At 46.5% G+C, this 23,693-nt stretch carries 23 protein-coding genes and 1 pseudogene; 10 read left to right on the top strand and 14 right to left on the bottom strand.

Features of this window, described 5'->3' with window-relative positions:
- Positions 1 to 640 precede the first annotated feature (640 nt).
- Positions 641 to 1,963, bottom strand: coding sequence for a glutamate-5-semialdehyde dehydrogenase (locus JOY44_RS19015; RefSeq protein ID WP_171576114.1), 1,323 nt, complete (start codon positions 1,961 to 1,963; stop codon positions 641 to 643).
- 90 nt (positions 1,964 to 2,053) lie between these two features.
- On the opposite strand from JOY44_RS19015, the gene JOY44_RS19010 reads away from it, so the two are divergent.
- Entirely contained in the window at positions 2,054 to 2,386 is a 333-nt protein-coding gene (locus JOY44_RS19010; RefSeq protein WP_171575142.1) for an arsenosugar biosynthesis-associated peroxidase-like protein, read from the top strand.
- Positions 2,387 to 2,460: 74 nt separating this feature from the next.
- On the opposite strand, the gene JOY44_RS19005 is transcribed toward JOY44_RS19010, so the two are convergent.
- Positions 2,461 to 3,579: a glycosyltransferase family 4 protein gene (locus JOY44_RS19005; protein ID WP_171575141.1), complete on the bottom strand. Its 1,119-nt coding sequence runs from the start codon at positions 3,577 to 3,579 to the stop codon at positions 2,461 to 2,463.
- A gap of 304 nt (positions 3,580 to 3,883) precedes the next feature.
- Positions 3,884 to 4,709 (bottom strand): annotated as a pseudogene (locus JOY44_RS19000) (IS5 family transposase).
- 192 nt (positions 4,710 to 4,901) lie between these two features.
- Here JOY44_RS19000 and JOY44_RS18995 point away from each other — a divergent pair.
- Positions 4,902 to 5,912: a tetratricopeptide repeat protein gene (locus JOY44_RS18995; RefSeq protein WP_171575140.1), complete on the top strand. Its 1,011-nt coding sequence runs from the start codon at positions 4,902 to 4,904 to the stop codon at positions 5,910 to 5,912.
- Positions 5,913 to 5,974: 62 nt separating this feature from the next.
- On the opposite strand, the gene purE is transcribed toward JOY44_RS18995, so the two are convergent.
- From purE to JOY44_RS18975, 4 genes are all read right to left on the bottom strand, one after another.
- Complete coding sequence (purE, locus tag JOY44_RS18990; protein WP_171576113.1) at positions 5,975 to 6,466, bottom strand: 5-(carboxyamino)imidazole ribonucleotide mutase; 492 nt, start codon at positions 6,464 to 6,466, stop codon at positions 5,975 to 5,977.
- Positions 6,467 to 6,498: 32 nt separating this feature from the next.
- A complete protein-coding gene (gene lspA, locus JOY44_RS18985; protein ID WP_171576112.1) occupies positions 6,499 to 6,990 on the bottom strand; it encodes a signal peptidase II in 492 nt (163 codons plus the stop codon).
- A gap of 190 nt (positions 6,991 to 7,180) precedes the next feature.
- The gene (locus JOY44_RS18980; protein WP_242541807.1) at positions 7,181 to 7,762 is read right to left on the bottom strand and encodes a biotin transporter BioY; all 582 of its coding nucleotides are present in this window, start codon (positions 7,760 to 7,762) and stop codon (positions 7,181 to 7,183) included.
- A 151-nt stretch (positions 7,763 to 7,913) separates the two neighbouring features.
- Entirely contained in the window at positions 7,914 to 8,453 is a 540-nt protein-coding gene (locus JOY44_RS18975; RefSeq protein WP_171575138.1) for a class I SAM-dependent methyltransferase, read from the bottom strand.
- 281 nt (positions 8,454 to 8,734) lie between these two features.
- Between JOY44_RS18975 and JOY44_RS18970 the strand changes: the two genes are divergently transcribed.
- Positions 8,735 to 9,646: an FkbM family methyltransferase gene (locus JOY44_RS18970; protein WP_242541806.1), complete on the top strand. Its 912-nt coding sequence runs from the start codon at positions 8,735 to 8,737 to the stop codon at positions 9,644 to 9,646.
- A 42-nt stretch (positions 9,647 to 9,688) separates the two neighbouring features.
- Here JOY44_RS18970 and JOY44_RS18965 read toward each other — a convergent pair whose 3' ends face one another.
- From JOY44_RS18965 to JOY44_RS18950, 4 genes are all read right to left on the bottom strand, one after another.
- A complete protein-coding gene (locus tag JOY44_RS18965; protein WP_171575136.1) occupies positions 9,689 to 11,914 on the bottom strand; it encodes an O-linked N-acetylglucosamine transferase, SPINDLY family protein in 2,226 nt (741 codons plus the stop codon).
- On the bottom strand, positions 11,907 to 12,116 hold the full coding sequence (locus JOY44_RS18960; protein WP_171575135.1) for a hypothetical protein: 210 nt from the start codon (positions 12,114 to 12,116) through the stop codon (positions 11,907 to 11,909). The genes JOY44_RS18965 and JOY44_RS18960 overlap by 8 nt, the downstream gene beginning before the upstream one ends.
- 199 nt (positions 12,117 to 12,315) lie before the next feature.
- Positions 12,316 to 12,903: a type IV pilin-like G/H family protein gene (locus tag JOY44_RS18955; RefSeq protein WP_171575134.1), complete on the bottom strand. Its 588-nt coding sequence runs from the start codon at positions 12,901 to 12,903 to the stop codon at positions 12,316 to 12,318.
- A gap of 125 nt (positions 12,904 to 13,028) precedes the next feature.
- Positions 13,029 to 14,363, bottom strand: a complete 1,335-nt coding sequence (locus JOY44_RS18950) for a class I SAM-dependent methyltransferase (RefSeq protein WP_171575133.1) — start codon at positions 14,361 to 14,363, stop codon at positions 13,029 to 13,031.
- A gap of 122 nt (positions 14,364 to 14,485) precedes the next feature.
- Between JOY44_RS18950 and JOY44_RS18945 the strand changes: the two genes are divergently transcribed.
- From JOY44_RS18945 to JOY44_RS18935, 3 genes are all read left to right on the top strand, one after another.
- On the top strand, positions 14,486 to 14,980 hold the full coding sequence (locus JOY44_RS18945) for an adenylyltransferase/cytidyltransferase family protein (RefSeq protein ID WP_171575132.1): 495 nt from the start codon (positions 14,486 to 14,488) through the stop codon (positions 14,978 to 14,980).
- A 130-nt stretch (positions 14,981 to 15,110) separates the two neighbouring features.
- Positions 15,111 to 15,854 (top strand): GUN4 domain-containing protein, encoded by a 744-nt coding sequence (locus tag JOY44_RS18940; protein ID WP_171575131.1) that lies wholly within the window; start codon positions 15,111 to 15,113, stop codon positions 15,852 to 15,854.
- Between the two features lie 240 nt (positions 15,855 to 16,094).
- On the top strand, positions 16,095 to 17,537 hold the full coding sequence (locus JOY44_RS18935) for a GAF domain-containing sensor histidine kinase (RefSeq protein WP_171575130.1): 1,443 nt from the start codon (positions 16,095 to 16,097) through the stop codon (positions 17,535 to 17,537).
- An 88-nt stretch (positions 17,538 to 17,625) separates the two neighbouring features.
- Here the strand turns inward: JOY44_RS18935 and JOY44_RS18930 are convergent, their stop codons facing one another.
- The gene (locus JOY44_RS18930; RefSeq protein ID WP_171575129.1) at positions 17,626 to 18,654 is read right to left on the bottom strand and encodes a TonB family protein; all 1,029 of its coding nucleotides are present in this window, start codon (positions 18,652 to 18,654) and stop codon (positions 17,626 to 17,628) included.
- A 381-nt stretch (positions 18,655 to 19,035) separates the two neighbouring features.
- Between JOY44_RS18930 and JOY44_RS18925 the strand changes: the two genes are divergently transcribed.
- Positions 19,036 to 19,746, top strand: coding sequence for an esterase/lipase family protein (locus tag JOY44_RS18925; protein ID WP_171575128.1), 711 nt, complete (start codon positions 19,036 to 19,038; stop codon positions 19,744 to 19,746).
- Positions 19,747 to 19,838: 92 nt separating this feature from the next.
- On the opposite strand, the gene JOY44_RS18920 is transcribed toward JOY44_RS18925, so the two are convergent.
- Positions 19,839 to 20,267 (bottom strand): hypothetical protein, encoded by a 429-nt coding sequence (locus JOY44_RS18920; protein WP_171575127.1) that lies wholly within the window; start codon positions 20,265 to 20,267, stop codon positions 19,839 to 19,841.
- 114 nt (positions 20,268 to 20,381) lie between these two features.
- On the opposite strand from JOY44_RS18920, the gene folD reads away from it, so the two are divergent.
- The 3 genes from folD (at position 20,382) to JOY44_RS18905 (ending at position 22,919) form a co-directional block, all read left to right on the top strand.
- Positions 20,382 to 21,254, top strand: a complete 873-nt coding sequence (gene folD / locus JOY44_RS18915) for a bifunctional methylenetetrahydrofolate dehydrogenase/methenyltetrahydrofolate cyclohydrolase FolD (protein WP_171575126.1) — start codon at positions 20,382 to 20,384, stop codon at positions 21,252 to 21,254.
- A gap of 192 nt (positions 21,255 to 21,446) precedes the next feature.
- Positions 21,447 to 22,367, top strand: coding sequence for a geranylgeranyl diphosphate synthase CrtE (crtE, locus tag JOY44_RS18910; RefSeq protein WP_197985565.1), 921 nt, complete (start codon positions 21,447 to 21,449; stop codon positions 22,365 to 22,367).
- 96 nt (positions 22,368 to 22,463) lie between these two features.
- Positions 22,464 to 22,919 carry a divergent PAP2 family protein gene (locus tag JOY44_RS18905; protein WP_171575124.1) on the top strand — a complete coding sequence of 152 codons (456 nt, stop codon included), beginning with the start codon at positions 22,464 to 22,466 and terminating at the stop codon, positions 22,917 to 22,919.
- A gap of 51 nt (positions 22,920 to 22,970) precedes the next feature.
- Here JOY44_RS18905 and JOY44_RS18900 read toward each other — a convergent pair.
- A partial coding sequence (locus JOY44_RS18900) for a thiamine phosphate synthase (protein ID WP_171575123.1) occupies positions 22,971 to 23,693 on the bottom strand: 723 nt, incomplete at its 5' end.

The following is a 23,693-nucleotide window of genomic DNA, read 5'->3' as shown; positions in this document are numbered from 1 at the left end:
CGAAGTTTGTTGCACACGAATAACGGCAGGCAGTGATTTAGCAATTTGATTGCCTGCTGTTGCTTGTATTTAGCTGTTGCTTGTATTTAGAAGTTCCAGCGAGGGGCACTGAAACCAAAGCGCACAAAGTTTAGGCTGGTTAACATTTGTCGCATGAAAACATAAGCAGATAGCGACGTTTGCTTCAACAGATTAGTGATGCATCAATTAATCAATTGATGGTAGATTTTCAGGAATATTTTTGCAGTTGCTTAGCTAGCATCGTGGGAATGGCAATGCTGATTTTCAGGAGTATTCCCAAAACATTACGGTTAGGCTCAACGTGATTTAGCGATCGCCTGATTTTAAAGTGTGTAAGGGGTATAGAAAAGTATTCTACCTAGAGGATGCATTATCGACAGGGAACTATGGCAGATACTTATCTTTGGTAGATACCCGAAGGCGTTGAACCGTATCTGTACAAAGATTAATGTTGTTTTTTTAAGATGCAGGTGTAGCGTTGCCAGTTTTTGAGCTGTCCCTCACTATGACAAACGCTGATATCTGTTTTGCATGGCATCCCCCGGTAAAAGACAACCGCCAAGGTCTGAATTCAGCCGTCACTTGCTTTTCCCAAATGTTTGTTGCTGATGAACAATTGCTATAAATCTCGGTGGGTGAAGGATTTGGCGCGATCGCCCGTGTAACTAGCAACAATGTGACCATTGCCAACCAGTTGATATTTATAAGTGACCAATCCTTCTAACCCAACGGGACCACGGGGTGGCATTTTTTGGGTGCTGATGCCCACTTCCGCGCCAAAGCCATACCGAAAGCCATCGGCAAAGCGAGTTGAGCAATTGTGATACACTCCCGCCGCATCCACTTGAGTCATGAATGTTGCTGCGGTTTGGACATCTTCTGTGACGATCGCTTCCGTGTGGCGCGACCCATAAGCGGTGATGTGGGCAATCGCAACTTCTAAAGAGTCCACAATCTTAATTGCCACAACTAAATCACTGTATTCGGTTGACCAATCGGCTTCAGTGGCAGGTTTAATGTTCAAAATCTCTAGCGTACGCTGATCGCCCCGCAGTTCCACCTGCTTGCTTTGAAACGATGTTACGGCTGCCAATAAGAAATCGGGTGCAATCTCGTGATGCACCAACAATGTCTCTATCGCGTTACAGGCAGCAGGATATTGAGTTTTGGAGTCGATCGCAATTGCAATTGCTTTCTGCATATCCGCCGCTTTGTCTACATACAAGTGACAAATGCCATCGGCATGACCTAATACAGGAATGCGCGTGTTGTCCTGAACAAACTGCACAAACGAATTCGAGCCTCTCGGAATAATCAGGTCTACAAATTGATCTAGCTTTAATAACTGCAACGTTTCTTCTCGCGTTGTCAAAAGCTGGACTATGGCGGGATCAATTCCTACCTGCTGCAATCCCTGTTGAATTGCTTTGACCAGTGCCTCGCAGGAACGGATTGCTTCCTTACCGCCTTTCAAAATCACGCCATTGCCCGACTTAATCGCCAGACTAGAAATTTGCACTACCGCATCAGGACGCGCTTCAAAAATTACGCCGAGTACGCCTAAAGGGCAGGTAATTCGCTGCAATACTAGCCCTTCATCTAGTTCACGATTAAGCTGCACGACTGCAAGCGGGTCAGGAAGCTCTGCCACGTCTCGCACTCCCGAGATCGCCTCCTTCAGCTTGTTGTCATTCAATTTCAGGCGAGCATATAGCGCTGAAGCAATACCCTCAGCAGTCGCTACTTCACAATCAACCGCATTCGCCGCTAAAATTTCTGATGTTGCACCTTCAAGAGACTGCGCGATCGCCTCTAGCGCCTGATTTCGTGCCTCTGTGGGCAGCATTCCTAACCGCAATGCGCTAGCGCGCGTTTTTTTGGCTAGTTCAACCAGCGCTATAGAATCGGTAGATTGGGAAGCAGCGATCGATGAAAGCGACATAACCTGTAGCAAACTAAACAACATTCAAGACAATTTCAGTCTAAGAGAAAAGTACAAAATTCATCTTCACCCCTTCCCTCCTACTTACCCATGTCGTCTTATTACAATCCCAAACATCTCCCTAACTTCGGCAACATTGCGGAAGGTAACCCCGAACTCTCAGAGAAATTTTTTGCCTACTATAGAGCCGTTTTTGAAGAAGGGGCCTTATCGACTCGTGAGAAAGCCTTAATTGCGCTGGCTGTTTCTCATACAGTGCAATGCCCCTATTGCATTGATGCCTATAGCAAAGACTGTTTACAGAAAGGGGCAGATTTAGAGCAAATGACTGAGGCGATCCATGTCGCGACGGCTATTCGTGGCGGAGCTTCTCTAATTCATGGGTTGCAAATGTTGGACCACGTCAACCAACTGGGGATGTAAGAAAAGTTTTGAGTGCTGACTTTGCACTTCGCACTCCCAACCTACATTTTGCACTTCATGCTAATCCAGCATTATCACGTCATCAATCCAACATCATCTAAAACACTTTGGAGAGCGGCTCCTGCGGCTTCATCAGAAAAATGTTGAGCAGCATAATTTTTCGCATTATGCCCAATCTTGTTTCGTAGTTGAGGATCATCCCACAGCATTTCGATCGCCCGAACTAACGCCTGCGTCGAGCCAGGTTCAACCAGTAGCCCCGTTTCTCCATGAATAATATAGTCTTCAGCGCCATTGCATCGAGAAGCAATTACAACTCGTCCCATGCGCATGGCTTCAACAATAGTGACTTGCCCAGCCGCAGTGATGTGAGCATTTGTTGTCATTGGCACGATATTAATTCGGGCTTCTTGTGCCAGTCGCAAGCAGTCTTGCTTGCCAAGGTCAAGCGGGGCTTGAACATGAGATGGCAATTGTAAGCCTGTTAATGCACGGGAACCAGAAGCAACAACAGTAGGCAGCTTCAGCTTCTCCACGGCTTGAAAAAGCGTGGGAAAATCGCGATGGGCTGATCCGATCGCTGCAATAAATGGTTGAGTTGCGTTTTCCTCATAGATGACGGGAATATCAGCCACTTGGTAGGGGAAAAACACAAATCGCTCTTTTGGCAATCCTAACCATTGGCTATACATGTCGCATTCGCGCCGGGTATGAACGACAAAGCGACTAATGTGTTGCAAACTGGCTTGTGCTACACGACGGCGCACCCCTGATTGACAGGTGCCCACATTAAACAACCATGCAACGACAGGGATTTGCCTACGAGAAAGCTGCTGGCACATGCCAACGGCACTAGCAAGCTGCGGAAAGACTGTAATCACCCCACCATCGGTCGTTTGAACGGCATTCTTGCCATGTTGTAAATAAGTTACCCATCCGGCAATGTTGGTAACCGAGGAGGCTCGGTTGTGCCAAGAACGGAGTGGTCTAGGACGAGGAATAATATTGAAGTGATAGCGAGCGCCCGAAACATAGGGTGCTAACCACTGTCCATCGTGCTCTAGATCGTGAATAAATGGAGCAACGATCGTCCAATGAGTCACTTTTGAGTTCAAAGAGGTCGGTGAAGGACATTGCACTGCTGAAGTTTTATCAAATCGGGGAAACACACGCTGATTGGAGATTGCTTCCATGCTCTTTATAGTTTTTAAATCTTTATAGTTTTTTAAAATTGAACGTGAGCCTAACCGTTAACCTGCTCAGGTGCCTATACAAGCAGTTGGGTTCGGCTTTTAAGGCAGTCTTCTTAACGCAGTTGGGAATTCTTTTGCTACTTAAATATCAATATGCTTGCATGAAAACATTAGGCAAGTTGTATCTTCACTGTTACTTTACATTGCTGGGGCAAATCACCTAGGTTTGAAATTGATGGGATTACCTTGGCGATAGTGAACTTCAAGAAAGGTTTTTACCGATATATTAGAACTCTTGTGTGAATCAAGAAGAGAGCGCAAGCTCAAAGTTTAGGATCGCTGCAATCAGGTTGAAGCGCAACCCGAAGCGCTTGCGTCGATTTCGATACCGTTCAGCCAGAATCCGAAAAATCTTGAGCTTGCGGTTGACATGCTCAGCGACTACTCGCAATCGGGCTAGAGTGCGGTTGTGCTGCCGCTCAGCTTTGCTCAATTTGCCTTTACGGGGCTTTTTGGTTGGAGTGCAACTACAGGGGTGTAGCGTTGCGATACCTTGATAGCCCTTATCCGCCAAACACAACTGCTCGGCTAGCATCGGCGATGGAGCTTGAACAAGCGAAAGTCATGGACTCGCCCTTTGCCAAAGGCTGTGCAGATAATCTGTCCAGTGGTTTGATGGACTAGGACTTAAGCTTTTAGCGTATGCCGCTTTTTCTTGCCGCTGTAGTAGCCTCGCTGTTTTTTTGGGGACGCTCAATGGGGCTTTCAGTTACATCGACTGCCACTACGCTCCAGGTATTGGCATTCTGATAGAGTTGCTTTTTGCCCGGTAACCGAAACTTGCCTGAGTTCATCAATAATCCTTCAACTTTTTGAATCAATCGACACACGGCTGACTCACTCAACCCCCACGTGGTGGCAATGTGAAACTGGGTTCGGTATTCTCGCCAGTATTCAAGTACGACCAACAATTGGTCTTCCACGCTTAATTTGCACTGTCCACCCCGTTTTCCTCTACGATCAAGACCAGGACGCAATATTGCTACCATCTGCTCAAAGGTTTCAGGCTGAACCCCACACCGCCGTTTGAAAGCTCCGGGTTTAAGTTGGCTAAGTTGCTTGTAGGTCATATTTCCTCCTCCTTAACCTAGTTCTAGCCACTTACCTACATTCACGCAAGAGGTCTATTCATGGAAATACGCTTCCAAGCTTTACATTCCAGTAGCTATACGGAGTATTTTGTAATCAAGTGTCATGCAGCTTAAGAATCTGGGTACTCTGGGTGCATCAGACAGAGATTATAGAAGCATAGAGGTCGTCCTGTGAGTCAAACAATTCAACTCAATGTGGCTGGTGCTGAGAGCGCTTTTCAACAGGGGTTGGAGTTAACCCAACAAGGAAATTATGCAGATGCGATCGCCTATTTTGAGCAAGCCATTCAGCTCAATCCTACTGATGCGATACTTCACTCTCATCTTGGCTGGGCAGCATTTTCTCTGGGGCACTACGACACTGCTATTCGCAGTTATCAAGCCGCATTAGCGTTGCAGCCAAATCTGGAGACGGCTCACCACAGCTTAGGATTAGCCCTCTATGCAACACAACAATATGAAGCTGCGATCGGGTATTTCCGCACGGCTTTAGAGGGTCAGCCTGACTCTGAAGATATCTGGTTTTGCCAAGGATATTGCCTTTACGCAACCCATCGATACGAAGGAGCAATTCAGCATTTCAATACAGCATTGACATTGCAACCTAATTATTTTGAAGCGCTAGTTTTTCGAGGAGATTCCCTGAAAGAATTGGGAGATTGGGAAGCCGCCCTTGTGAGCTACAACAAAGCTTTGGAACTACAAGAAGATAGTGCCGAACTATGGTTTCGTTGGGCAAATGGGCAAAAACAGGTGGGGCATGCTCAATCAGCCCTCGACGGTTACAAAAAAGTAACATCTTTTCAACCAGAGCATTGGGAAGCCTGGTACGGTCAAGGCGGTTCTCAAATGAAGTTAGGAGATTTTGAAGGAGCGATCGCCAGCTACGACCACGTTCTAACTCTCAGACCCGATTCTTACGAAGCCTGGTTTAATCGGGGTGTGGCTCTGAAAAATCTAAATCGCTTAGAAGAATCCATTGCCAGCTACGACAAGGCATTAGAACTACGACCTAATGATCATCGCGCCTGGAATAATCGTGGTGGTGTAATGGTTAGTCTAGGCAATTTACGCGGCGCGATCTCGTGCTTTGACAAAGTACTCAAAATTAACCCCAGCGACACCAAAGCTCAACAAAATCGAGCCGTGTTAGTGAAACGGTTGGAATCCAGTCAAGGGTGAAGGTGGAGTTTCTTCTAGCCCCAAAACTAAACTTCAAAACCCGAAACCCGAAACCCGAAACCTTACATCTGTTCCAAATACTTCTTATACCCCATCTGCTCCAACTTCGCCTGCTTTTCCATCACCATTTGCTCTAGGCTCTGGCGGTACTGTTGTACTTTTTCTAATAGAGCAGAATCATGGCTTGCTAGCATTTGCACGGCGAGCAATCCTGCGTTTTTAGCATTGTCGATCGCCACAGCGGCAACTGGAATTCCCCCAGGCATTTGCACAATCGAATAGAGAGAATCGATGCCCTGCAAATGGCGACTAGCAACGGGCACCCCAATCACAGGCAGAGGAGTTAAGGCGGCAACCATTCCCGGCAAGTGAGCAGCCCCCCCCGCCCCCGCGATAATGACTTTCAAGCCGCGTTGATGGGCAGTTTGGGCGTAGTTCACCATACGTTCTGGGGTGCGATGGGCAGAGACGATGGCAACCTCATAAGAAACCCCAAACTCTTCACACACTGCGATCGCCGCTTGCATGGTCGGCAAATCTGAATCGCTGCCCATAATGATGCCAATTAAAGGTTGTTTGAGTATTGTCAAGAGGATTTATTCCTGTTTGTAGAGTTGGAGGATTGAGCAAAACTGCTAATCAGTAGACACACAATCCCAACATTGATAAAGGTATCTGCCAAATTAAACACCGGAAATCGAATCAGGCGAAAGTCAAGAAAATCAACGACTTGCCCCAATATGAAACGATCAATGCCATTGCCTAAAGCCCCCGATAATATGAAGCCATAGCCAAGCTGCTCCCACTTGCTCAGAGTGGGTCCGAACCACGCCAATAGCAGTAGCGCCACACTGACTCCCAAAGACAGCCAGCGTAGCCAACCCACCCCTTGGGCGAAAAAGCTGAAGGCTGCCCCCGTATTGACTACATAAGTAAAATGAAACACATCTGGAATCAGCGCTAAGGTTTGCGGCGGCTCGGTGAGGGGAAAAGTATAGACGACCCAAAACTTACTTAAGCGATCAAGGACTAAACCAGCCAAAGCAGCGAACCAAAAGAAGCGATTTTTAGAAAACATTGAACTATTCAAAAGAGAGATCGCATGATAAGAGGCGTTATCTAAAACATGTACTTGCTTCATCCCAACCCTTTTTTCCAAGGAGAAAGGCTTTTCTGGTCTAGTTCCCTCTCCTGGGGGAGATGGCTAGGGCTTTTGTGAGCGTCGTTTGACTGAGCGCTCACGTCGAAGTCCGACGAATGGTTAGAGCTTAGTAAAACAATAGGCGGCGCAATCCATACGCCAGAATCGTTACTGCACAAACCACCGCAAACTGACCCGGCAACGCCTCCACCGAAAATTTTAGCAACAACTGGATAAACTCTATCGGTTTCACCACACCCAACAACCGCAGTCCCCCCAGATACAATAATCCTGTGAAGTGAATACTCAGCAATCCTGTTAGGCAGCTAATCAGGAGTACCTCCAACTTGGGAACCGCTTTGAATGCCAAATAGCCACATATCCAGGCACCAGGAATAAATCCCAAAATGTAGCCGAAACTGGGTTCCGCTAAATATCCCAATCCACCGCCCTTGGAAAAAACGGGAAACCAGGGTGTTAATCCCAATAAAACGTAAGCGACTTGAGACAATGTTGCCGGATTTTTGCCAGCGACACAGCCCACAAGCAGACCCGCCCCAAACTGATAAGTAATTCCCAAGGCATACATTTGAATGGCTTGGTGTCCCCAATCTCGGCTAGGAACTGCCACCGATGCGGGGAGAAAAGTGCCGCCAATTGTAAGAAGCAAGCCAATCAGCGCCCATAGCAATTCAGTCGAAATAGCCACAGTGAAACGGTCAACCATGAACGGGCAAATTACCCAGTTGCATCCATAGTTTCGGCTTTGGAACGGTAAATTGCTGTATGGTTTGAGCGAACTACCTAGCCGAGACTCGTTGGATTAAGAGCTATGGCATTGTATCATCTGCCACCATTATCTATGCTTGCTCTATTTTCGATTTCGTAGCAATCACATTCAGACTAATCAGGGTATCTAGCAGGCGCATACTGCTGCAATCGTTGAATAAATTGAACTCCACAACCCGCTCATAATTCTGAAAACCAGCTTCTTGTAAATAAAGACCCAGTGTCTCAAAATCAAAGCCAACCTTATGCACATCGTATAGATTCACCTGGCCACCAAACATAATTCGCATTAAATGATGCCGCTCCAACGCCTCAAGATTGGGATGTAAGTAGAGCCAACATAGTGCCTTTAAATCTGGCACACTGATGAGCAAACTGCCCTCTGGCTTCAGTACTCGGTGCCATTCTTGAAGAACTAGCAGAAGTTCGTTATTTAAGCCATAGTAAAAATGTTCTAAAACATGGCTTGCATAAATTTGGTCGATCGCGCCGTCTGCAAACTGGCTTAAATCCTGAGCATCTCCCACATATTCAACTTCTGGACGTGGCTCTATATCCAAGATTTTCCAGTCTGGATGAAACTCGGTACCACCAATGTGTAGCTTTAGCATCGTCAGTATTTACTTGTTCATTTGACTCAAATAGATAGAAAAGCATCCCTTACTTTTAGTCTTTTAACATGTTTGGCTGCATCCACGTCTGGCTATTCCTAATTGTTTGTAGAATCAAGCTAAGATCATAGGCCTTAGACAGAGATCACAGATATTAGATTTGGTCTTCAAGCCCATCTACTCAATCCTTTAATGTCATTGACCCATCTACTTTAAAGAAATAGCCCATGTCGTTGTTTCTGCATAGCCTTAAGCAGAGTGGTCATCTAGACCAGATCTCTATGACAATTTGTAATGTTGGCTCTCGTAAACTTTGTAACAGCAATGATTATGGCAGTCAAGATTGGGGAATATTCGCGCCAAACTTAGCAATTTATGGATTTGACGCTGATGAAGATGCTTGTAATATTGCAAATGCCAACATTGAAGCTCGAAAAATCGACTGGCACGAGGAGCATTTTTCAGTTGTACTAGCTAACACTGTTGGGGAAGCCACTTTATATGTTACTCACAGTCCAATGTGTAGCTCGTTGTATCGACCAAACGAACCTTTTCTCAAACGATTTGATGGGATGCTGGAGCTATCAGGTTTAGATTTTACAATAGACCTAGAGACTACAACATTAGACTCTTTTTTCCAGAGAAAAAGTCTAAATTCGATTGATTTTTTACAAGTTGATGTTCAGGGTGCAGATCTTCAGGTATTGGAAGGAGCAACCAATCTATTGGATCAGGGTATTTTGGCTATACAAGTGGAAGTAGAATTTTCCCATTTGTATGTGAATCAGCCATTATTTGCAGATGTAGATAATTTTGCTAGAAAGCACGGCTTTACGCTCTTTGATCTAGATGTAGCTCGATGGTCACGATCACCTATCTGTTCAACATCTCGCCCTGGACAAATCCTATGGGGAGATGCTTTCTATTTGCGTGATCCTTTTCATGAAAATTCTTCTAGCGTTTTCAAACAACCATCCGCAATTCTCAAATTGGCCTGCATTGCTGATATTTTAGGATTGACTGACTATGCGCTTGAACTCTTGGAATTCTTAACTTTAGAATATGGATCTCATGACCCTCTCTATAATGTGGCAAACAGTCTAGTTGAAAGCCTTCGTCAAATTCCTGAGTTAACCCAATCAGACTTGGAATCATTGCCGATAATGTCTAATATTAAGCATCTTTTGACTTGACCAGTGCATAACTTGGCCTGCAAGCAATGAGCTAACCTTGGCTTATTGCTTGCAGTGAATCCACATCTGTTGATAGGCCTCTTCCATTTCGCGGGTAAATTGCGCAGCGTTCCACAGGGGCGAGGTTTGGCGCGATCGCCGCAGTTTCCAATGGATCTGTTGGCGCAGGGCAGCATCAGTTCCTAGGCGGACGCCCCACTCTACATACTCTTCATCCGTCCAGGCAATCCCTTCCTCGATGCCCACATTTTTGAGCATAGTGTAGCTGTTACGGGCGGCAAATTGCTCACCCACTCGTGTAATCAGTGGCACTCCCATCCACAGGGTTTCGAGGGTAGTAGTGGCACCATTATAAGGATAAGTATCTAGCACCACATCAGCGATCGCTAGATCTGCCCGATGAACTCCCTCTGTCAGAGTTTCAGGGAGAAATCTCAATCGATCAGGAGCCACACCTTCTGATAACGCAATTTCAATAAAAAACTGCTGAATCGAATCCTGTTCGGCAGAGCCTTTAATTAAGAAATAGCTGTTGGGAACGTTCTTAATAATTCGCATTTGTAAATGGGCAGTATCAGCATGGCGCTTGTATCCTTTTTGAGCGCTGAGGAAAATGACAGCATCGTTAGAAATATCTAGGTGATCGCGGCGGAGGGATGGCACCTCTACCTCAAAGCCATCCACAGCGATATAGGTTTGGGGTAAGCGCCAAATGGTTTCAGTGTAATAATCTTGGGCGTTGTCTGGTAGCACATAGGGATCGGCGATAAAGTAATCTACACCAGGAATTCCGGTGGCATCCCAGCCGAGCCATGTCACTTGAATGGGGGCAGGCTTAAGCGCCAAAATATCAGAGCTTAGATCCAACGTAATACTATCGAGATCAATCAAAATATCAATATCATCTTGATAAATGCGCTCTGCTAAATCTTCGCTATCTGGTACTTCTACACCAATCCGACAGGCGTGATCCATCTGATTCACGTACCACTGATAAAGCGAGTCGTGTTTGCGATCGTTGATGAAATAGCCATGAAGTTGAAAACGACTGCGATCGTGATGCTTGATCAGCCAGCGTGCCAGCCAGCCAACGGAATGGCGCGCCATACAGTGAGATAGATAGCCAATTTTTAATGGACGTACAGAATTGGATGGGATAAGAGGAGTCGATCTCGATTGATAGCGAACTATTTGTTTACTAGCGCGTTGATGTAGCGCCGTCTGGCTCCATGCTGCAACCTGGTTTTGCAGCGATCGATTGAGCTTGGGATCGTCTTTGAAATAGGGCAAAAAGAAGCTAGAGGTGAGTAAGCGCGTAATTTCAATCGGTGGAATATCGATTGTGGGAACAGTTTCAAGTAAGGCGGTTAACAATTGCCGATGCTGTTGGATGGCGATAAGTCCTTCTTGCCAATATCCGCCAGGAGTCATCAATCCGCGCAGGAGCAAATGGCTAGAAAAAATTTGTTCTAGCAAGCTGCTTGGCAATCCACCCCGGCGTTGGGCAGTCTGGATGCCCAAGTCATAGAGATCGGCATCCTGATAGAACCCGGAGAGATGACCCAAAATTTCAATATTTTGGTCATCCACCCGGCAATAGAGTGCTAACAACTCGGCGGCAAATTTTGGCTGGCGTAGCGCATGGGCAATTCTGATGGATGCGGGTAACATCACGGTCATCAAGCCCATCACATCGCCAGAGACCCACTTGAGACACGCCTCTGCAAATTCCAGCGCGATCGGATGAGGTGCAAAGGCTGTCAGAATTTGGTTCAACAGGTGCAGCAGCAGTGGTACTTCCAGTAGCTGATCTGACGATGTTTTGAGTAAGGAAATGATGTCGGTTTCCTGCAAATCATTGGGAGTCAGGTTTTCTAAGGCGATCGCAAGAGAAACCAGATTTAAACGATTATTCAAATCATCTGGGGAAATTTCTTGCAGGTGTCGCCGAAGTGCCCATGCTGCTGCAAGATTTTCCCGCTCAGTTTGATGTATTGCAGCTGCGACTAACACTTGCCCCAGTTCAACTGTCCACTGGTCAATCTGCTCTAGCTCGCCGTCTGCCATGGCCATCAGCCAAATTGTTTGGGCTTCTGCCTCTTGCTCTTGCAGCACCATCAACATACCCAAATGCCAGTAGTGAGATTTTACGTCTGGCTCTGTTTCAATTGCCTGTTCGTATAAGCTAGCGGCTTGGGAATAGTTGTTCTGTTGAATGAGGCGGTCAGCTTGCTGTTGCCAATTGGCCGAAAGCGATTTGTTAGTCATTGGAAAAACCGTCTGTAGCAGCCATTTCCTGTCGTATCCTCTCAGCGATTCGATCCCATTGATCATCCATCGTCGCTTCAAACTGAGCTTTCCATATCTGCTCGTCTTCTAACTCAGCAACCAGCCGCGCGGTAATTAAATCCTGTTCATCAGCAGGTAACGTTCTCAGTTGATCGACTACCCGTTCGAGTAGCTCAGTCATAGTTATGTACCACAGAAGAGATTTTACTAATTATTGCTTACCTCAAGTTGGCAGGTTGAAGTGTGTCAGTCCTTTTGGTAGCCCAGATCTTGTGCAACTCACCATTGGAAAAACAGCGGGTAAGAAGTGGATTACTTCCTACCCGCTGCTTCTCCAATTGGCTAAACCAATAGACTACACAGTTAAAAGCGGAGTGCAGCTAGACGCTGGGCTTGCCAGTTGCTACGTCATTGTATGTACCAGGGCACTTAGGACCACCAGCGGCATCATAAGTTGCCGTCTCGACACCTGTTGCTCCAGTTGCGATTGGGGCATCAATCCCTTCACACAAGACAGTGAGAGTTGTAGCTTCTTTCGTTGCTGCAATCTGACCGGCATTTACACCGCCGATGTATGCCTTGATAGTATCACTGCCAGCCTTGAGGGGTTGAGCTTGAATGGTGGCAGCCGTACTGTCTTTACCACCGTCTGGAATCACAAACTTATAGTTTCCAGACTGGGTTTTAATGCCTAATCCTAACTTACCGAATTCAACGTCACCCGTTCCAACAAACTCGGCTTTTTCTAGATAGTAAGCTTGCTGAGCGCGGTTCACAGAGCCAGAATTCGTTTTTGCCTCAGACTGCTTGGCTTTGTTTGCTTGGTTTAAGAAGGCGGGCAATGCTATAGCAGCCAAAATACCAATAATAATGATGACAACCAACAATTCAATCAGGGTAAAACCTTTGTCGCCCTTTTTACGTTGATTGAGGTGGCCGAGGAACTTCGCTTTAAACTCTGTATTCATGATGAGGTTTCTCCTTAATAAAGGCGCGGGGTGGGTGTCTAAACCCTTGTAAATGTAAGTTACCCACGCTTTTGCACTTTCATATCAGCCACCCAGTTTTTTTTCCTTTTTTCCCTTTTATTGGGTTATTCCAATTCCAAAAGAACGTAAAGAAAGACTTCTAACCGAGTTAGAAGCACTATCAGGTCATTCAAGATTGCTGCTGTCGTGCGGGGTTCCAAAGTGACTGGGTTGAGTGGTTGAATCTGGCGAGATCGCTCCATGAGTGCCGCAACAGATTGTGGCTCATCCCACAAAGGCAGAAGAGTGGCTGCAACTGTGCTTTCTAGAGTCACTGAAGTGTTTGCCTGTCCTAAAAGATAGCCGCCTAAGCTAAACGGTTGATGAGTTTCAATGCTTTGCACCAATTCCTCGTGCAATTTCAAGTTTTTCAATTGGGGATGCAGGCGGACTTTTGCAGTTTTCCAGTCGTCTTCTGACCAATCGGCGATCGGGGTAAAGGCCTTCGTCTGATCAGGATGCCCACACCAAAAATCTAGCAGGCGACTAATGGGATGCAACAGTTCAAATAACTGCAATCGCTGCTCCATAGAAACGTTTGGGAGGCTCATTGCCCAAAAGATTGGTAAATCGTCAGCATCTTTAAACAAATCTAAAATTTCCCAATCTCGCCAGTTCACCATGCTAATAAATTCCAGGTCGGCAGATCTCAAGGCTGCAAATAGGTCGGCAATGGTGTAGCCTTTGTCGCCTTGAAACAGATAGTTCATCAAGACCCATTCCTTTGACTCTACCGCCTTTCGCTGTGCAGCATCCTGCCAAACTTTGTTTTTTAGATTGACCCAGTCTGCCAATGCCCCAAAGGTTTCTCTAGCAATTTCAATCTCCATTTCTTCAGGGTTAGAGTCCATTAACCCCATCAGCTTGAAGACTTGTTGTGCCCGAAAAAAGTCAACTCGTTGAGTGGCACTGTGGAGATTTGCTCGAATAATACCGTTTGGCTTAAGTGCCGCTTTCATCGCCTGCAAGCCGCTTGCAATATCTGGCAGTAAATACAAAACTTCATCGCAGTTGATGTAGTCAAACTCCATGCCTAAGCTGGGTAGCGCTTCAATCGACGTGACGACGAACTCTGCATTTTCAAATCCATAGAACTGTAGTCGTTGCTTTGCTAAGTCAACCGCTTCTTTAGATAAATCAATTCCAACAATTTTGGCCCCGGGATTTGCTGATGCCAATACTAAGGATTTAAAGCCTGTGCCACACCCAGCATCTAAAATAACTTTGCCGTCGGTAGAAATTAAGGTTTGGTTACGCAGATATTGAGATGTAACCAAATTATGTGCGTACAGAAGATTATGAGCATCTTGAGGATTTTGCTCAAGGGGTGTGCTGGGGTAGGGTGCGCTATCAAACTGTTGACGAATTTTTTCAAATAGTTCGGCTGATTGCTCATTCATAAGTCGCATTTCTAAAAAAGTGGGTAATCAGGAGTAGCGCGATCGCGCAGAATTACAGACTTCAAATCGCTTATATATTCCAATTTCTGTCACCATATCCTATGACGTTGAAATGGTGACAGATGATTTCGAGCCTCTACACACTTGAAGCACTTCAGCAAGCGATCGGCACCGATCCGCAGCGATGGCGACCGTTAGTGTTGACGAATGGCTGTTTTGATCTGCTTCACGCAGGGCATGTGCGCTATTTGCAGGCTGCCAAATTATTGGGGCGATCGCTGGTGGTTGGCTTAAATAGCGATGCATCGGTTCGCGGCATTAAGCCACAGGCTGCGGGAGAGCCGCCGCGACCAATCGTGCCAGAACTGCAAAGGGCAGAAGTTTTAGCCGCTTTAAAGTCAGTGGATGAAGTGGTCATTTTTGCGGAGCCGACCGCCACACGACTGATCGAAATATTAAAACCAGATGTTTATGTGAAGGGAGGGGATTATCAAATTGCGACACTGCCAGAAGCCGCCGCCGTTCAGGCCTATGGGGGATGCATTCAGATAGTCCAAATTGAAGTGCCAAGCTCTACCTCTGCTATTATTCGCCAAATTCGGAGCGCTGGTGCTTGAGCATTCAATTCAAAAAATCATCGCCACAAGATAGCATGGAGTGTGGCTTAAGATTCTTGGAGTCTTTCCTGTTTGATTTCAAACGCAATTTTCTTGATTTTGATAAAAGCTGCTTGAAATGATCCTTGCAATGAATAGTTTTTCCACCGACCCTGTGATCTCTTCTATTTCAACATCGCCTGATGCTTTAGAGCTTTTAAACACCATAAAAGCAGCTCCAGAAAAAGCTCAACTATCCCAAATTCAAGCGCTAGAGCAGCTAGGAGAAATAGGATGGGCGGTGTTAATGGAATTTTTATTTGAGCAGCGAGAGGGATTAATGACTAGCACTTTACCCAATTTAGCGGCAGGTCAAGCCTATCAAGTTTTATATCGGGCAGAGTCTCCGGCCTGTGCAGATTTTTTGCAGACCCATTTTGCTGAAGGTGTTGTACCGCTGCGATCTCACGCCAACATTGATTACACTCCCCTGCAAAAGCTGCTTGCCCAGCAAGATTTTCAAGCGGCTGATAAACTCACTCTCGAAAAGATGTGTGAACTAGCTGGAGCCACCGCCATGCAACGCAACTGGATTTACTTTACGGAAGTTGAACAGTTTTCGGTGATCGATCTGCAAACGCTCAATTCTTTGTGGCTGGTTCATTCGGAAGGAAAATTTGGCTTCTCTGTTCAGCGCGAGATTTGGATGAGCGTAGGCAAAAACTGGATAAAACTGTGGTCAAAGATTGGTTGGAAGAATGGTAACACTTGGACTCGCTATCCTCAGGAATTCACCTGGGATTTAACAGCACCCAGAGGGCATTTACCGTTATCGAATCAGCTTCGGGGTGTCCGCATGATTTCATCTCTTCTATCTCATCCTGCATGGATTTAGCCTACGGGTACTCGTCTTTTTAGTAACAAAACGTACCTACCTTACGTTCTGACTCACGTCAAAATTCAGTAATTTTTCTTGGCTTTACTTAAACTTACCTAGACGAAAGCCAGAAAATTCAGTATTCTCCCTTGGCTCTTTGGCGTTCACTCCTCTCAATGTGAGGGAATGCTGTGTGTAGTAAAAAAACTTCGCTTTTTTACAGAGATACACGGACGCACATGGGAGCTATAGGTCGGCATGAGCAGCCAAGAGAATCAATTATTTTGTCGCCTCGATGGGTTAACTGTCTCCGCAAGAGAGCAGCAGCGATCGCACGTGATTAGCACGTTAGGGTTGCTCGCCACAGACAGCATTCCCATTTTTGAAGAAGCCACTCAAGCGACCGCCCAATCGCTCAGTGTACCAATCTGCACCCTGGGATTAATGAGTGCATCGCAGGAACGGTTTAAGTCGGCGGTCGGGTTATCGACGTTGGGATTAATGAATGAATTGGCAACGACTCGCCAAATAAGCCGCCAAGAATCCTTTTCTGCTTATGTTGTGGATAGCGGCCAGACTTTGATTATTGCCGATACTCTCGCTCATTTTACTTTTGCTAACAGCAGCTTGGTTTATGAGCATGGTATTCGTGCTTATTTGGGTGTTCCTTTGCTGACCTGTAGCGGCGAGTGTATTGGAGCTTTAGCAGTGATGGACGTGGTGCCACGCAGTTTTAGCCAGCAAGATGTGGCATTTCTGCAATTAATGGCACGCTGGGGAATGAGTGAGTTTGAGCGGCAGCGATCGCAAATGCCTCAACCCCAATCGGTGCGATCGACAACGCCAGAAAGCGCGCCTCAACCAGCCAACCTTTCCCTCACCAACCAACTTAAAGTAGACCTCCTTGGTCAGCTTGCCCAGGATCTGCGAACGCCATTAACCTCTGTGATGGGTATGGCAAGTGTTTTAAGCCGTGAAATTTATGGACCTTTAACCATCAAGCAGAAAGAGTATTTAGACATCATCCACAACAGTGGACAATATTTGCTATCGCTGATGAATGAAATTGTGGAACTGTCCGAGTTAAAGGAGATTGACCAGACTTTAAACTTGAGTTCCGTTGATATTGAAATGCTTTGCCAACAGGCAATCATTACCCTAGAACAGGTTGCCCAACGACGAGATCAACAAGTTCGCTTAACTGTGGAACCGGGTCGCCGCATTTGGCTACTAGACAAAGAAAAAGTTCGCCTGATGCTTTATCACCTCATCTTCAGCATTATTCAAAGTTCTACAGCCGGTAGTCTTGTGCGATTACATGTCTCTCGACGAGATACTAGCCTAAATCTATCTATTTGGGTGTCGCACCCTTGGCTAGGAGAAGGATTGCCTTACACCGATATTTATTCTCCACCCTCTTTAGTGAGTGCTGCTGCCAGTAATGGTTTGGAATTTACTACGCTCAATGGAGTCTTAGCAACTGCGATCGCACACTCTAATACAGGAAACAATGTCGTAATGCAAGAGAAAGAAGCAGCGATGGACATCTCTCCGCGCAAAAACGTAGGCTTGTTGCTCAGTCAGCATCTAGTGGAATTGCATGGCGGCAAAGTTACCATTCAGAGCGGCTCAGATACTGGCTTCCGCTACAGCATTACCATTCCTCAAAGTTTCAATTCAGTTAAGGAACAGTGGTCTTGAAGGGCATAGAGGGATGAATTGATTTTTGGGGGCGCTTTCCGAAGCGTCCCTACAGCCGTTTCGTACCTACCGTTTCGTACCTAATAGTTCAGGAAGCCGAGTTGGTGGTATCTGCCGTAACACAATCTGTTTTGCTAAATTCAAGTTTAATCGGAACATAAAATCCGCGATACTGCTTACTTGACTCAAAAGAATACTTAGCAATAAATTCTGTAGCAGCTTCATCTAAACCTTTGAAACCAGACGATCGCAATAAGGTTGGTTTTGTCGCTAGTTCGCCATTGGGCTGAACAACTACCCCAACCCACGCCTCTCCCGCGATCGTTTTGCCCTCATGTTTAAACTGGCAAGCATCTTTAGGATAGGGGGCAGTCATCGTATCTAGCTTTTCCCAATCTCTACGAATGTCTCCTTTGGAAACAGCCTCTGCCGTTTCACTCAGGGTTTTGGAGTTGTTGCCAAAATCATCAGGAGACGTATTTTCTGTACTGTAGGCATACTTTTGCTGTAACGCTATTTTGCCCTGATCATCTTGCTGCTTAGACGCTAGCAAGTCTTCTGCTTTTGAAGAGATTGGTGGCTCAGAGGTCTCCTGTCCTTCCTGCTCAGTTTGCTTTTCTGTATCTTTTGCGGACGATTGAGCCTTGGTTTCAGAATCCAAATTTGCTTCAGCAGCACTTTTGCGTAGCGATCGCTTACTCAGTGGCGCAACCGAATACGGAAAAACAGTAGGAGCAGCAGTCTCAGAAGGTACATTGTAGTAGGACGTTGAATCTTGAGGCGTTTGAGGATTTATTGGCTCTAGTGCCAATGAATTAGGCAATAGTGAACCCGGCACCGTTGACTGTTTTGGTAAATTTAACTGTGTTGAAGAAGAGATTTGAGGTAACCGAGCCTGTTCCAACGGGCTAAGCTCTACTAAGGGCACCGATCGCTGAGTGTCAGACTGTTGTGGCTCCGAAGCAGACATCAGGGGCAAGCCGAACCATAGCAACCCATGCACCCCAAAAGACGCTAGCACTGCTAGAGATGTCGGTTGCATCAGCAATGCCCCAGTTTTACCTATATTTCCTGAGTCAAAAAGGGCTGGAAAGCTTTTAGGTAGGGAAGAAGACATAGCTCAGCATTCCGTTGCAAAAGGAAAAAGACAGGTATTCAAATAATGGAAAACAGATTTCCAGCTTGATTTTAATCAAAAATAGAGACAATCAGGGTGAATAAAAATTGGTAGATAGGTTTTTAGCAAATTGTACAAGCTGCATTTCTCAATCAGACGAAAGCGATGTTCAAAAGTTGCCTCAGCCTAAAATCAGCCTAAAAACAGGTCGCAATCAACTTTACAGCACTGGCGATCGCAAATCTGGGAGCCGTTTATCCGTTTATTAATTAACAGCCTCGTCTGTATGAATATAGTTTGTTTGCAAAGGTTTCAGCGTTTGATTCTAAAGTGATTCTGTGACCTAACTGTTCTCCAGCAAATTTTGATAATTTTTCAACAATGGCACATCCAACCATTATTCTGCCGGGTTATCTAGCCGGAGCTACAGACTATCGCTTCCTACAAAAAGCATTGATTGATCAAGGCATTTCAACTGTAACAGTGCCACTGCGCTGGCAAGATTGGGTAACAACTTTGGGCGGGCGATCGGTGACTCCAATTCTGCGGCAGATCGACCAAGCCATCACGCAACTGCTGCAACAAAGTGGTGCTGCCAAAATCAATTTGATTGGGCATTCCGCAGGCGGTTGGTTGGCACGCATTTACTTAGGCGAAAAACCCTATTGCATCCATCCTAATGATGCAGAAGACTGTGTTTGGAATCGGCGATCGCAAGTAGAAACATTGCTCACGTTGGGCACTCCCCATACCAGCCTAGAGCGCTGGACGCGAAAGAATCTAGATTTTGTTAATCAAACCTATCCAGGAGCTTTTTATTCTGATCTGCGCTACGTTTGCGTAGCAGGCAAAGCAATATACGGAAAACGCCGACCTGGAAGTTGGCTTGCCTACAGCAGCTATCAACTCACCTGTGGTCAGGGGAATTGCTGGGGCGATGGCATTACCCCGATCTCTGCTGCTCACCTCGACGGTGCGATTAACCTCACCATTGAAGGCGCAACCCACTCGCCCAAATCGGGGCAACCTTGGTATGGCTCTCCAGGATTGTTAGAACAATGGGTGGAGTATTTGAAAGGGGATAAGCTTTGAGTTTTAGTTTGTTCCCCATTTAAGACTTTCCCGACTTTGGCCAAGAAAGCACTAAAGAGGGATTAATTCCGCACTCCATACTCCGCACTCTCTTACTCCTGCTCCACGTAGACCGATCCCTGCTCTTGCCCATTCAGGGGAATACTTTTGAAGCGGATGTTGCCGGTAATGACTGCTTCTTGCCCTGGGGCAGGCGGTTGTTTTTTGGTAAGTATCCAAATTTTGCCAGTAGCGTCCTGAACCTCATACACAGTGCCGTCTAGAATGGGTACGCGATCGCCCACTACGCCTTTGACGGTCACTACCGAATTTCGGTCAGCCGTTTTTTGCACCTCTTGAATTGAAGTCGTTTTTGGAGAGACGATTCCACTGGTGCTAATCGTGCCACTACTTTCAGAAGCGGCTTGTCCCCCACAACTAACCAAGGTGATTAAGAGTCCGAGTGATATCCATCGGCTACCTAGCAACGGTGCTGGTTGCGGAGTATTACAAACTAGCGAATTAAAATTTGGAAGAGTCATCACAGAACCCATTGAATCTGAGACACTGATGAACAGCTTACTGTGCTAACACAGATTAGTGACATAGTTTAGCTATACAGTCCGCTTTAATACTCACTTCGCTGTTTATCCTGCATGTCTTCTGCGATCGCCCAGCTTTTGGATGGTAAAGCGCTTTCTCAACGCATCCAAACCAGCCTTACCCATCAGATTCAACAGTTAGAACCCCAAAGAGGTCGCCCTCCTGGCTTGGCGGTATTAATGGTGGGTGACAATCCCGCTAGCGCCGCCTATGTTCGCAACAAAGAACGCGCCTGTACTAATGTGGGTATCGCCTCCTTTGGCAAACACTTTCCCACTGAAACCACTCAAGCAGAGCTAGAACAGACCATTCAGGCGCTCAACGAAGATGATCGCGTCGACGGCATTTTAGTTCAGTTGCCTCTGCCCCCTCATCTCGATGCCGTTGCCTTACTCAACCAAATTCACCCCGATAAAGATGCGGATGGATTGCACCCAGTGAATCTGGGACGACTGCTGCGAGGCGAGCCAGGATTGCGGAGTTGCACTCCTGCTGGAGTTATGCGGATACTGCAAGCATACGACATTGCCCCCAAAGGCAAACACGCCGTTGTTGTTGGGCGCAGTATTTTGGTTGGCAAGCCCCAATTCCTGCTGCTGCTGGAAGCAAACGCCACCGTCACCATTGCCCATTCTCAAACATCTGATCTGGCAGCCATTACTCGCACTGCTGATATTTTGATTCCTGCTGTTGGTCATCCTGGGTTGATTACAGCGGATATGGTTAAACCCGGAGCAACAGTAATTGATGTGGGCATGAACCGCGTTACTGACCCAAATGGTAAATCTCGTCTGGTGGGGGATGTCGATTTCGACAGTGTGCGGGCGATCGCGGGTTCTCTCACTCCGGTTCCCGGTGGTGTTGGACCGATGACCGTTGCCATGCTGCTAGAAAACACCGTAAAAAGCTATGGCCGACAAGTCTAATCTCCGCTGAATGAATGTTCCACGAGTGCATAAAGCTCCGTAGAATGATTAGAAATGGCTTTGTTAGCGGAACCACACTAATCAATTCAATGCTCTTTTCTTTGCAAATATTGATTCTATAGGTTCCCCATAGTGCCCATGCACACGTATTCTTGTGTAGTTAAGAGAAACTGAGAGGGATATGAAATGGTCATGACGGACGATGTACGATCTTCCCAGCGAAAATCTCACTTCGACCTGCCAGCTTATCTTGCAGAGCGACAAGCCCAAGTTGAGATAGCGTTGGATCATTCTCTTCCAGTAATCTATCCTGAAAAGATTTATGAAGCCATGCGATACTCCCTCATGGCAGGGGGAAAGCGGCTGCGTCCAATTCTTTGCCTTGCCACCTGTGAACTAACGGGCGGGACAGTAGATACGGCGCTGCCTACTGCCTGTGCGCTTGAGATGATTCACACCATGTCGCTGATTCATGATGATTTGCCTGCAATGGATAATGATGATTATCGTCGTGGCAAACTCACCAACCATAAGGTTTTCGGCGACGATGTGGCAATCTTGGCAGGGGATGGTTTACTAGCTTACGCCTTTGAGCATGTCGCGATGGAAACAAAGGATGTCGCTCCTGAAAATTTGCTGAAGGTTGTCGCCATGCTGGGTCGTGCCGTTGGCGCAGCGGGTTTGGTGGGCGGTCAAGTGGTAGATTTGGACTGCGAAGGGAAGTCGGACGTTTCACTGGAAACTTTGAATTTTATTCATAACCACAAGACTTCAGCCCTACTTGAGGCATCTGTGCTGTCTGGTGCGGTCTTAGCAGGTGCGCCTGAGGATGATTTGCAGCGTCTGTCTCGCTATGCAAAAAACATTGGGTTAGCCTTTCAAATTGTGGATGACATTTTGGATATCACGTCAACTCAAGAAGAACTTGGAAAGACGGCTGGCAAGGATTTAAAGGCGAAGAAGGCAACCTATCCGAGCATTTGGGGGCTGGAAGAATCTCGCTGTCAAGCGAAAAAGCTGGTGGATGGTGCAAAAGCAGAACTCTCAATCTTTGAGGAAAAGGCTGCTCCCTTGATTGCATTAGCAGAATTTATCGTTGCGCGCACCCATTAGGTATTTAATACTTGATGATTATCTTCGAAAGTTAATTCTGTCCTGTCGAACTCTGATTGACTGAACGCTTAAACGTCCTTTTCACCCACAGAAACCATGCAGGATTTTGGCGACATTATTCACAACCAAGTGCTAGTGGTTGCGATCGCAGCGTGCTTGATCGCCCAGGTGCTTAAAATTCCTGTTGAATTGGGTACCCAAGGAAAGCTAAATATCCGGGCGCTGGTAGAGACAGGAGGCATGCCTAGTGCGCACTCTGCCTTTGTTACAGCTTTAGCAACGGGTGTGGGGCAAACTGTAGGCTGGGCAAGTTCTGAATTTGCGATCGCGGTTGTTTTTGCGATCATCGTCATGTATGACGCGGCGGGAGTCAGGCAAGCGGCGGGTAAACAGGCGCGGGTGTTGAACCAAATTATCGATGAGTTTTTTCAAGGAGAGCATCAGTTTACAGAAATGCGTTTGAAAGAACTGTTAGGACATACCCCCTTTCAGGTGATTGTAGGTTCCATCCTGGGAGTTGCCATTTCCTGGATAGCAGAAATTGCCTATTAGGTAATCGATTCCTGACTATAGGAGACATGCATTCAACTAATCTAGATGCACTCAGATGCTGCTTTTCATATCTCCAGGAAACTGATTGAGCAAATATTGCGTTATTTTGGTAGGCTGCTCGGCTAGCATAATGGCACGGACAACGGCAACGCGATCGGCTCCAGCTTTCAACACGACCGCAAGATTATTCGCATCGATCCCCCCGATCGCAAACCAGGGAAGAGTGGCATGGTCTACGGCATAGCGCACATAGTCTAACCCTACGGCGGCTCTACCCACCTTGGTAGGCGTTTCATACACCGGACCTACGCCAATATAATCCGCGCCTTCTTGAATCGCCCGGTGCATTTCATCAGGGTTCTTGGTGGAGCGTCCGATTAACCGCTGAGCGCCAAGCAACTGGCGAGCGATCGCAAAGGGAAGATCTTGCTGTCCCAAATGTACGCCATCGGCATTAACGGCTACTGCCACATCTACTCGGTCATTTACAATAAACAGCGCTTTATAGTGATGGCACAATTGACACAGTTTATAAGCAGTTTCTAACCGCAGGTAGTCATCTGCTTCTTTATCCCGGTATTGCACTAAGGTCAAACCACCTTGCAGCGCTGCTTCCACTTGTTCATACAGCTTTTCAGAGGGAGATGTGACTAAGTAAAGGCGCGATCGCTGTAGTTTTTTGTGCAGGCTGAATTTTGTTAGCTTACTTTCTAGGGTGTAAACCCGATACCGCATGTGCTTACACGCGATTGCTATCCTAGGTTGATGCACTTT

This window comes from Leptolyngbya sp. Cla-17 (genome assembly GCF_016807185.1).
Lineage (GTDB): Bacteria > Cyanobacteriota > Cyanobacteriia > Leptolyngbyales > Leptolyngbyaceae > ULC077BIN1.
The sequence above is the reverse complement of the archived record's forward strand: the minus strand, read 5'-3'. Positions and strand labels throughout refer to the sequence as shown.

Excerpts from the sequence above, each read along its gene's own strand:
- purE (WP_171576113.1), bottom strand. The coding sequence starts at position 6,466 with ATGGGCAGCGATTCAGATTTGCCGACCATGCAAGCGGCGATCGCAGTG.
- JOY44_RS19015 (WP_171576114.1), bottom strand. The coding sequence starts at position 1,963 with ATGTCGCTTTCATCGATCGCTGCTTCCCAATCTACCGATTCTATAGCG.
- folD (WP_171575126.1), top strand. The coding sequence starts at position 20,382 with ATGTCTTCTGCGATCGCCCAGCTTTTGGATGGTAAAGCGCTTTCTCAA.
- JOY44_RS18920 (WP_171575127.1), bottom strand. The coding sequence starts at position 20,267 with ATGACTCTTCCAAATTTTAATTCGCTAGTTTGTAATACTCCGCAACCA.
- JOY44_RS18955 (WP_171575134.1), bottom strand. The coding sequence starts at position 12,903 with ATGAATACAGAGTTTAAAGCGAAGTTCCTCGGCCACCTCAATCAACGT.
- JOY44_RS18975 (WP_171575138.1), bottom strand. The coding sequence starts at position 8,453 with ATGCTAAAGCTACACATTGGTGGTACCGAGTTTCATCCAGACTGGAAA.
- crtE (WP_197985565.1), top strand. The coding sequence starts at position 21,447 with ATGACGGACGATGTACGATCTTCCCAGCGAAAATCTCACTTCGACCTG.
- JOY44_RS18960 (WP_171575135.1), bottom strand. The coding sequence starts at position 12,116 with ATGACTGAGCTACTCGAACGGGTAGTCGATCAACTGAGAACGTTACCT.
- JOY44_RS18925 (WP_171575128.1), top strand. The coding sequence starts at position 19,036 with ATGGCACATCCAACCATTATTCTGCCGGGTTATCTAGCCGGAGCTACA.
- lspA (WP_171576112.1), bottom strand. The coding sequence starts at position 6,990 with ATGTTTTCTAAAAATCGCTTCTTTTGGTTCGCTGCTTTGGCTGGTTTA.
- JOY44_RS18970 (WP_242541806.1), top strand. The coding sequence starts at position 8,735 with ATGACAATTTGTAATGTTGGCTCTCGTAAACTTTGTAACAGCAATGAT.
- JOY44_RS18905 (WP_171575124.1), top strand. The coding sequence starts at position 22,464 with ATGCAGGATTTTGGCGACATTATTCACAACCAAGTGCTAGTGGTTGCG.
- JOY44_RS18930 (WP_171575129.1), bottom strand. The coding sequence starts at position 18,654 with ATGTCTTCTTCCCTACCTAAAAGCTTTCCAGCCCTTTTTGACTCAGGA.
- JOY44_RS19005 (WP_171575141.1), bottom strand. The coding sequence starts at position 3,579 with ATGGAAGCAATCTCCAATCAGCGTGTGTTTCCCCGATTTGATAAAACT.
- JOY44_RS18940 (WP_171575131.1), top strand. The coding sequence starts at position 15,111 with ATGAATAGTTTTTCCACCGACCCTGTGATCTCTTCTATTTCAACATCG.
- JOY44_RS18945 (WP_171575132.1), top strand. The coding sequence starts at position 14,486 with ATGATTTCGAGCCTCTACACACTTGAAGCACTTCAGCAAGCGATCGGC.
- JOY44_RS18950 (WP_171575133.1), bottom strand. The coding sequence starts at position 14,363 with ATGAATGAGCAATCAGCCGAACTATTTGAAAAAATTCGTCAACAGTTT.
- JOY44_RS18965 (WP_171575136.1), bottom strand. The coding sequence starts at position 11,914 with ATGACTAACAAATCGCTTTCGGCCAATTGGCAACAGCAAGCTGACCGC.
- JOY44_RS18935 (WP_171575130.1), top strand. The coding sequence starts at position 16,095 with ATGAGCAGCCAAGAGAATCAATTATTTTGTCGCCTCGATGGGTTAACT.
- JOY44_RS19010 (WP_171575142.1), top strand. The coding sequence starts at position 2,054 with ATGTCGTCTTATTACAATCCCAAACATCTCCCTAACTTCGGCAACATT.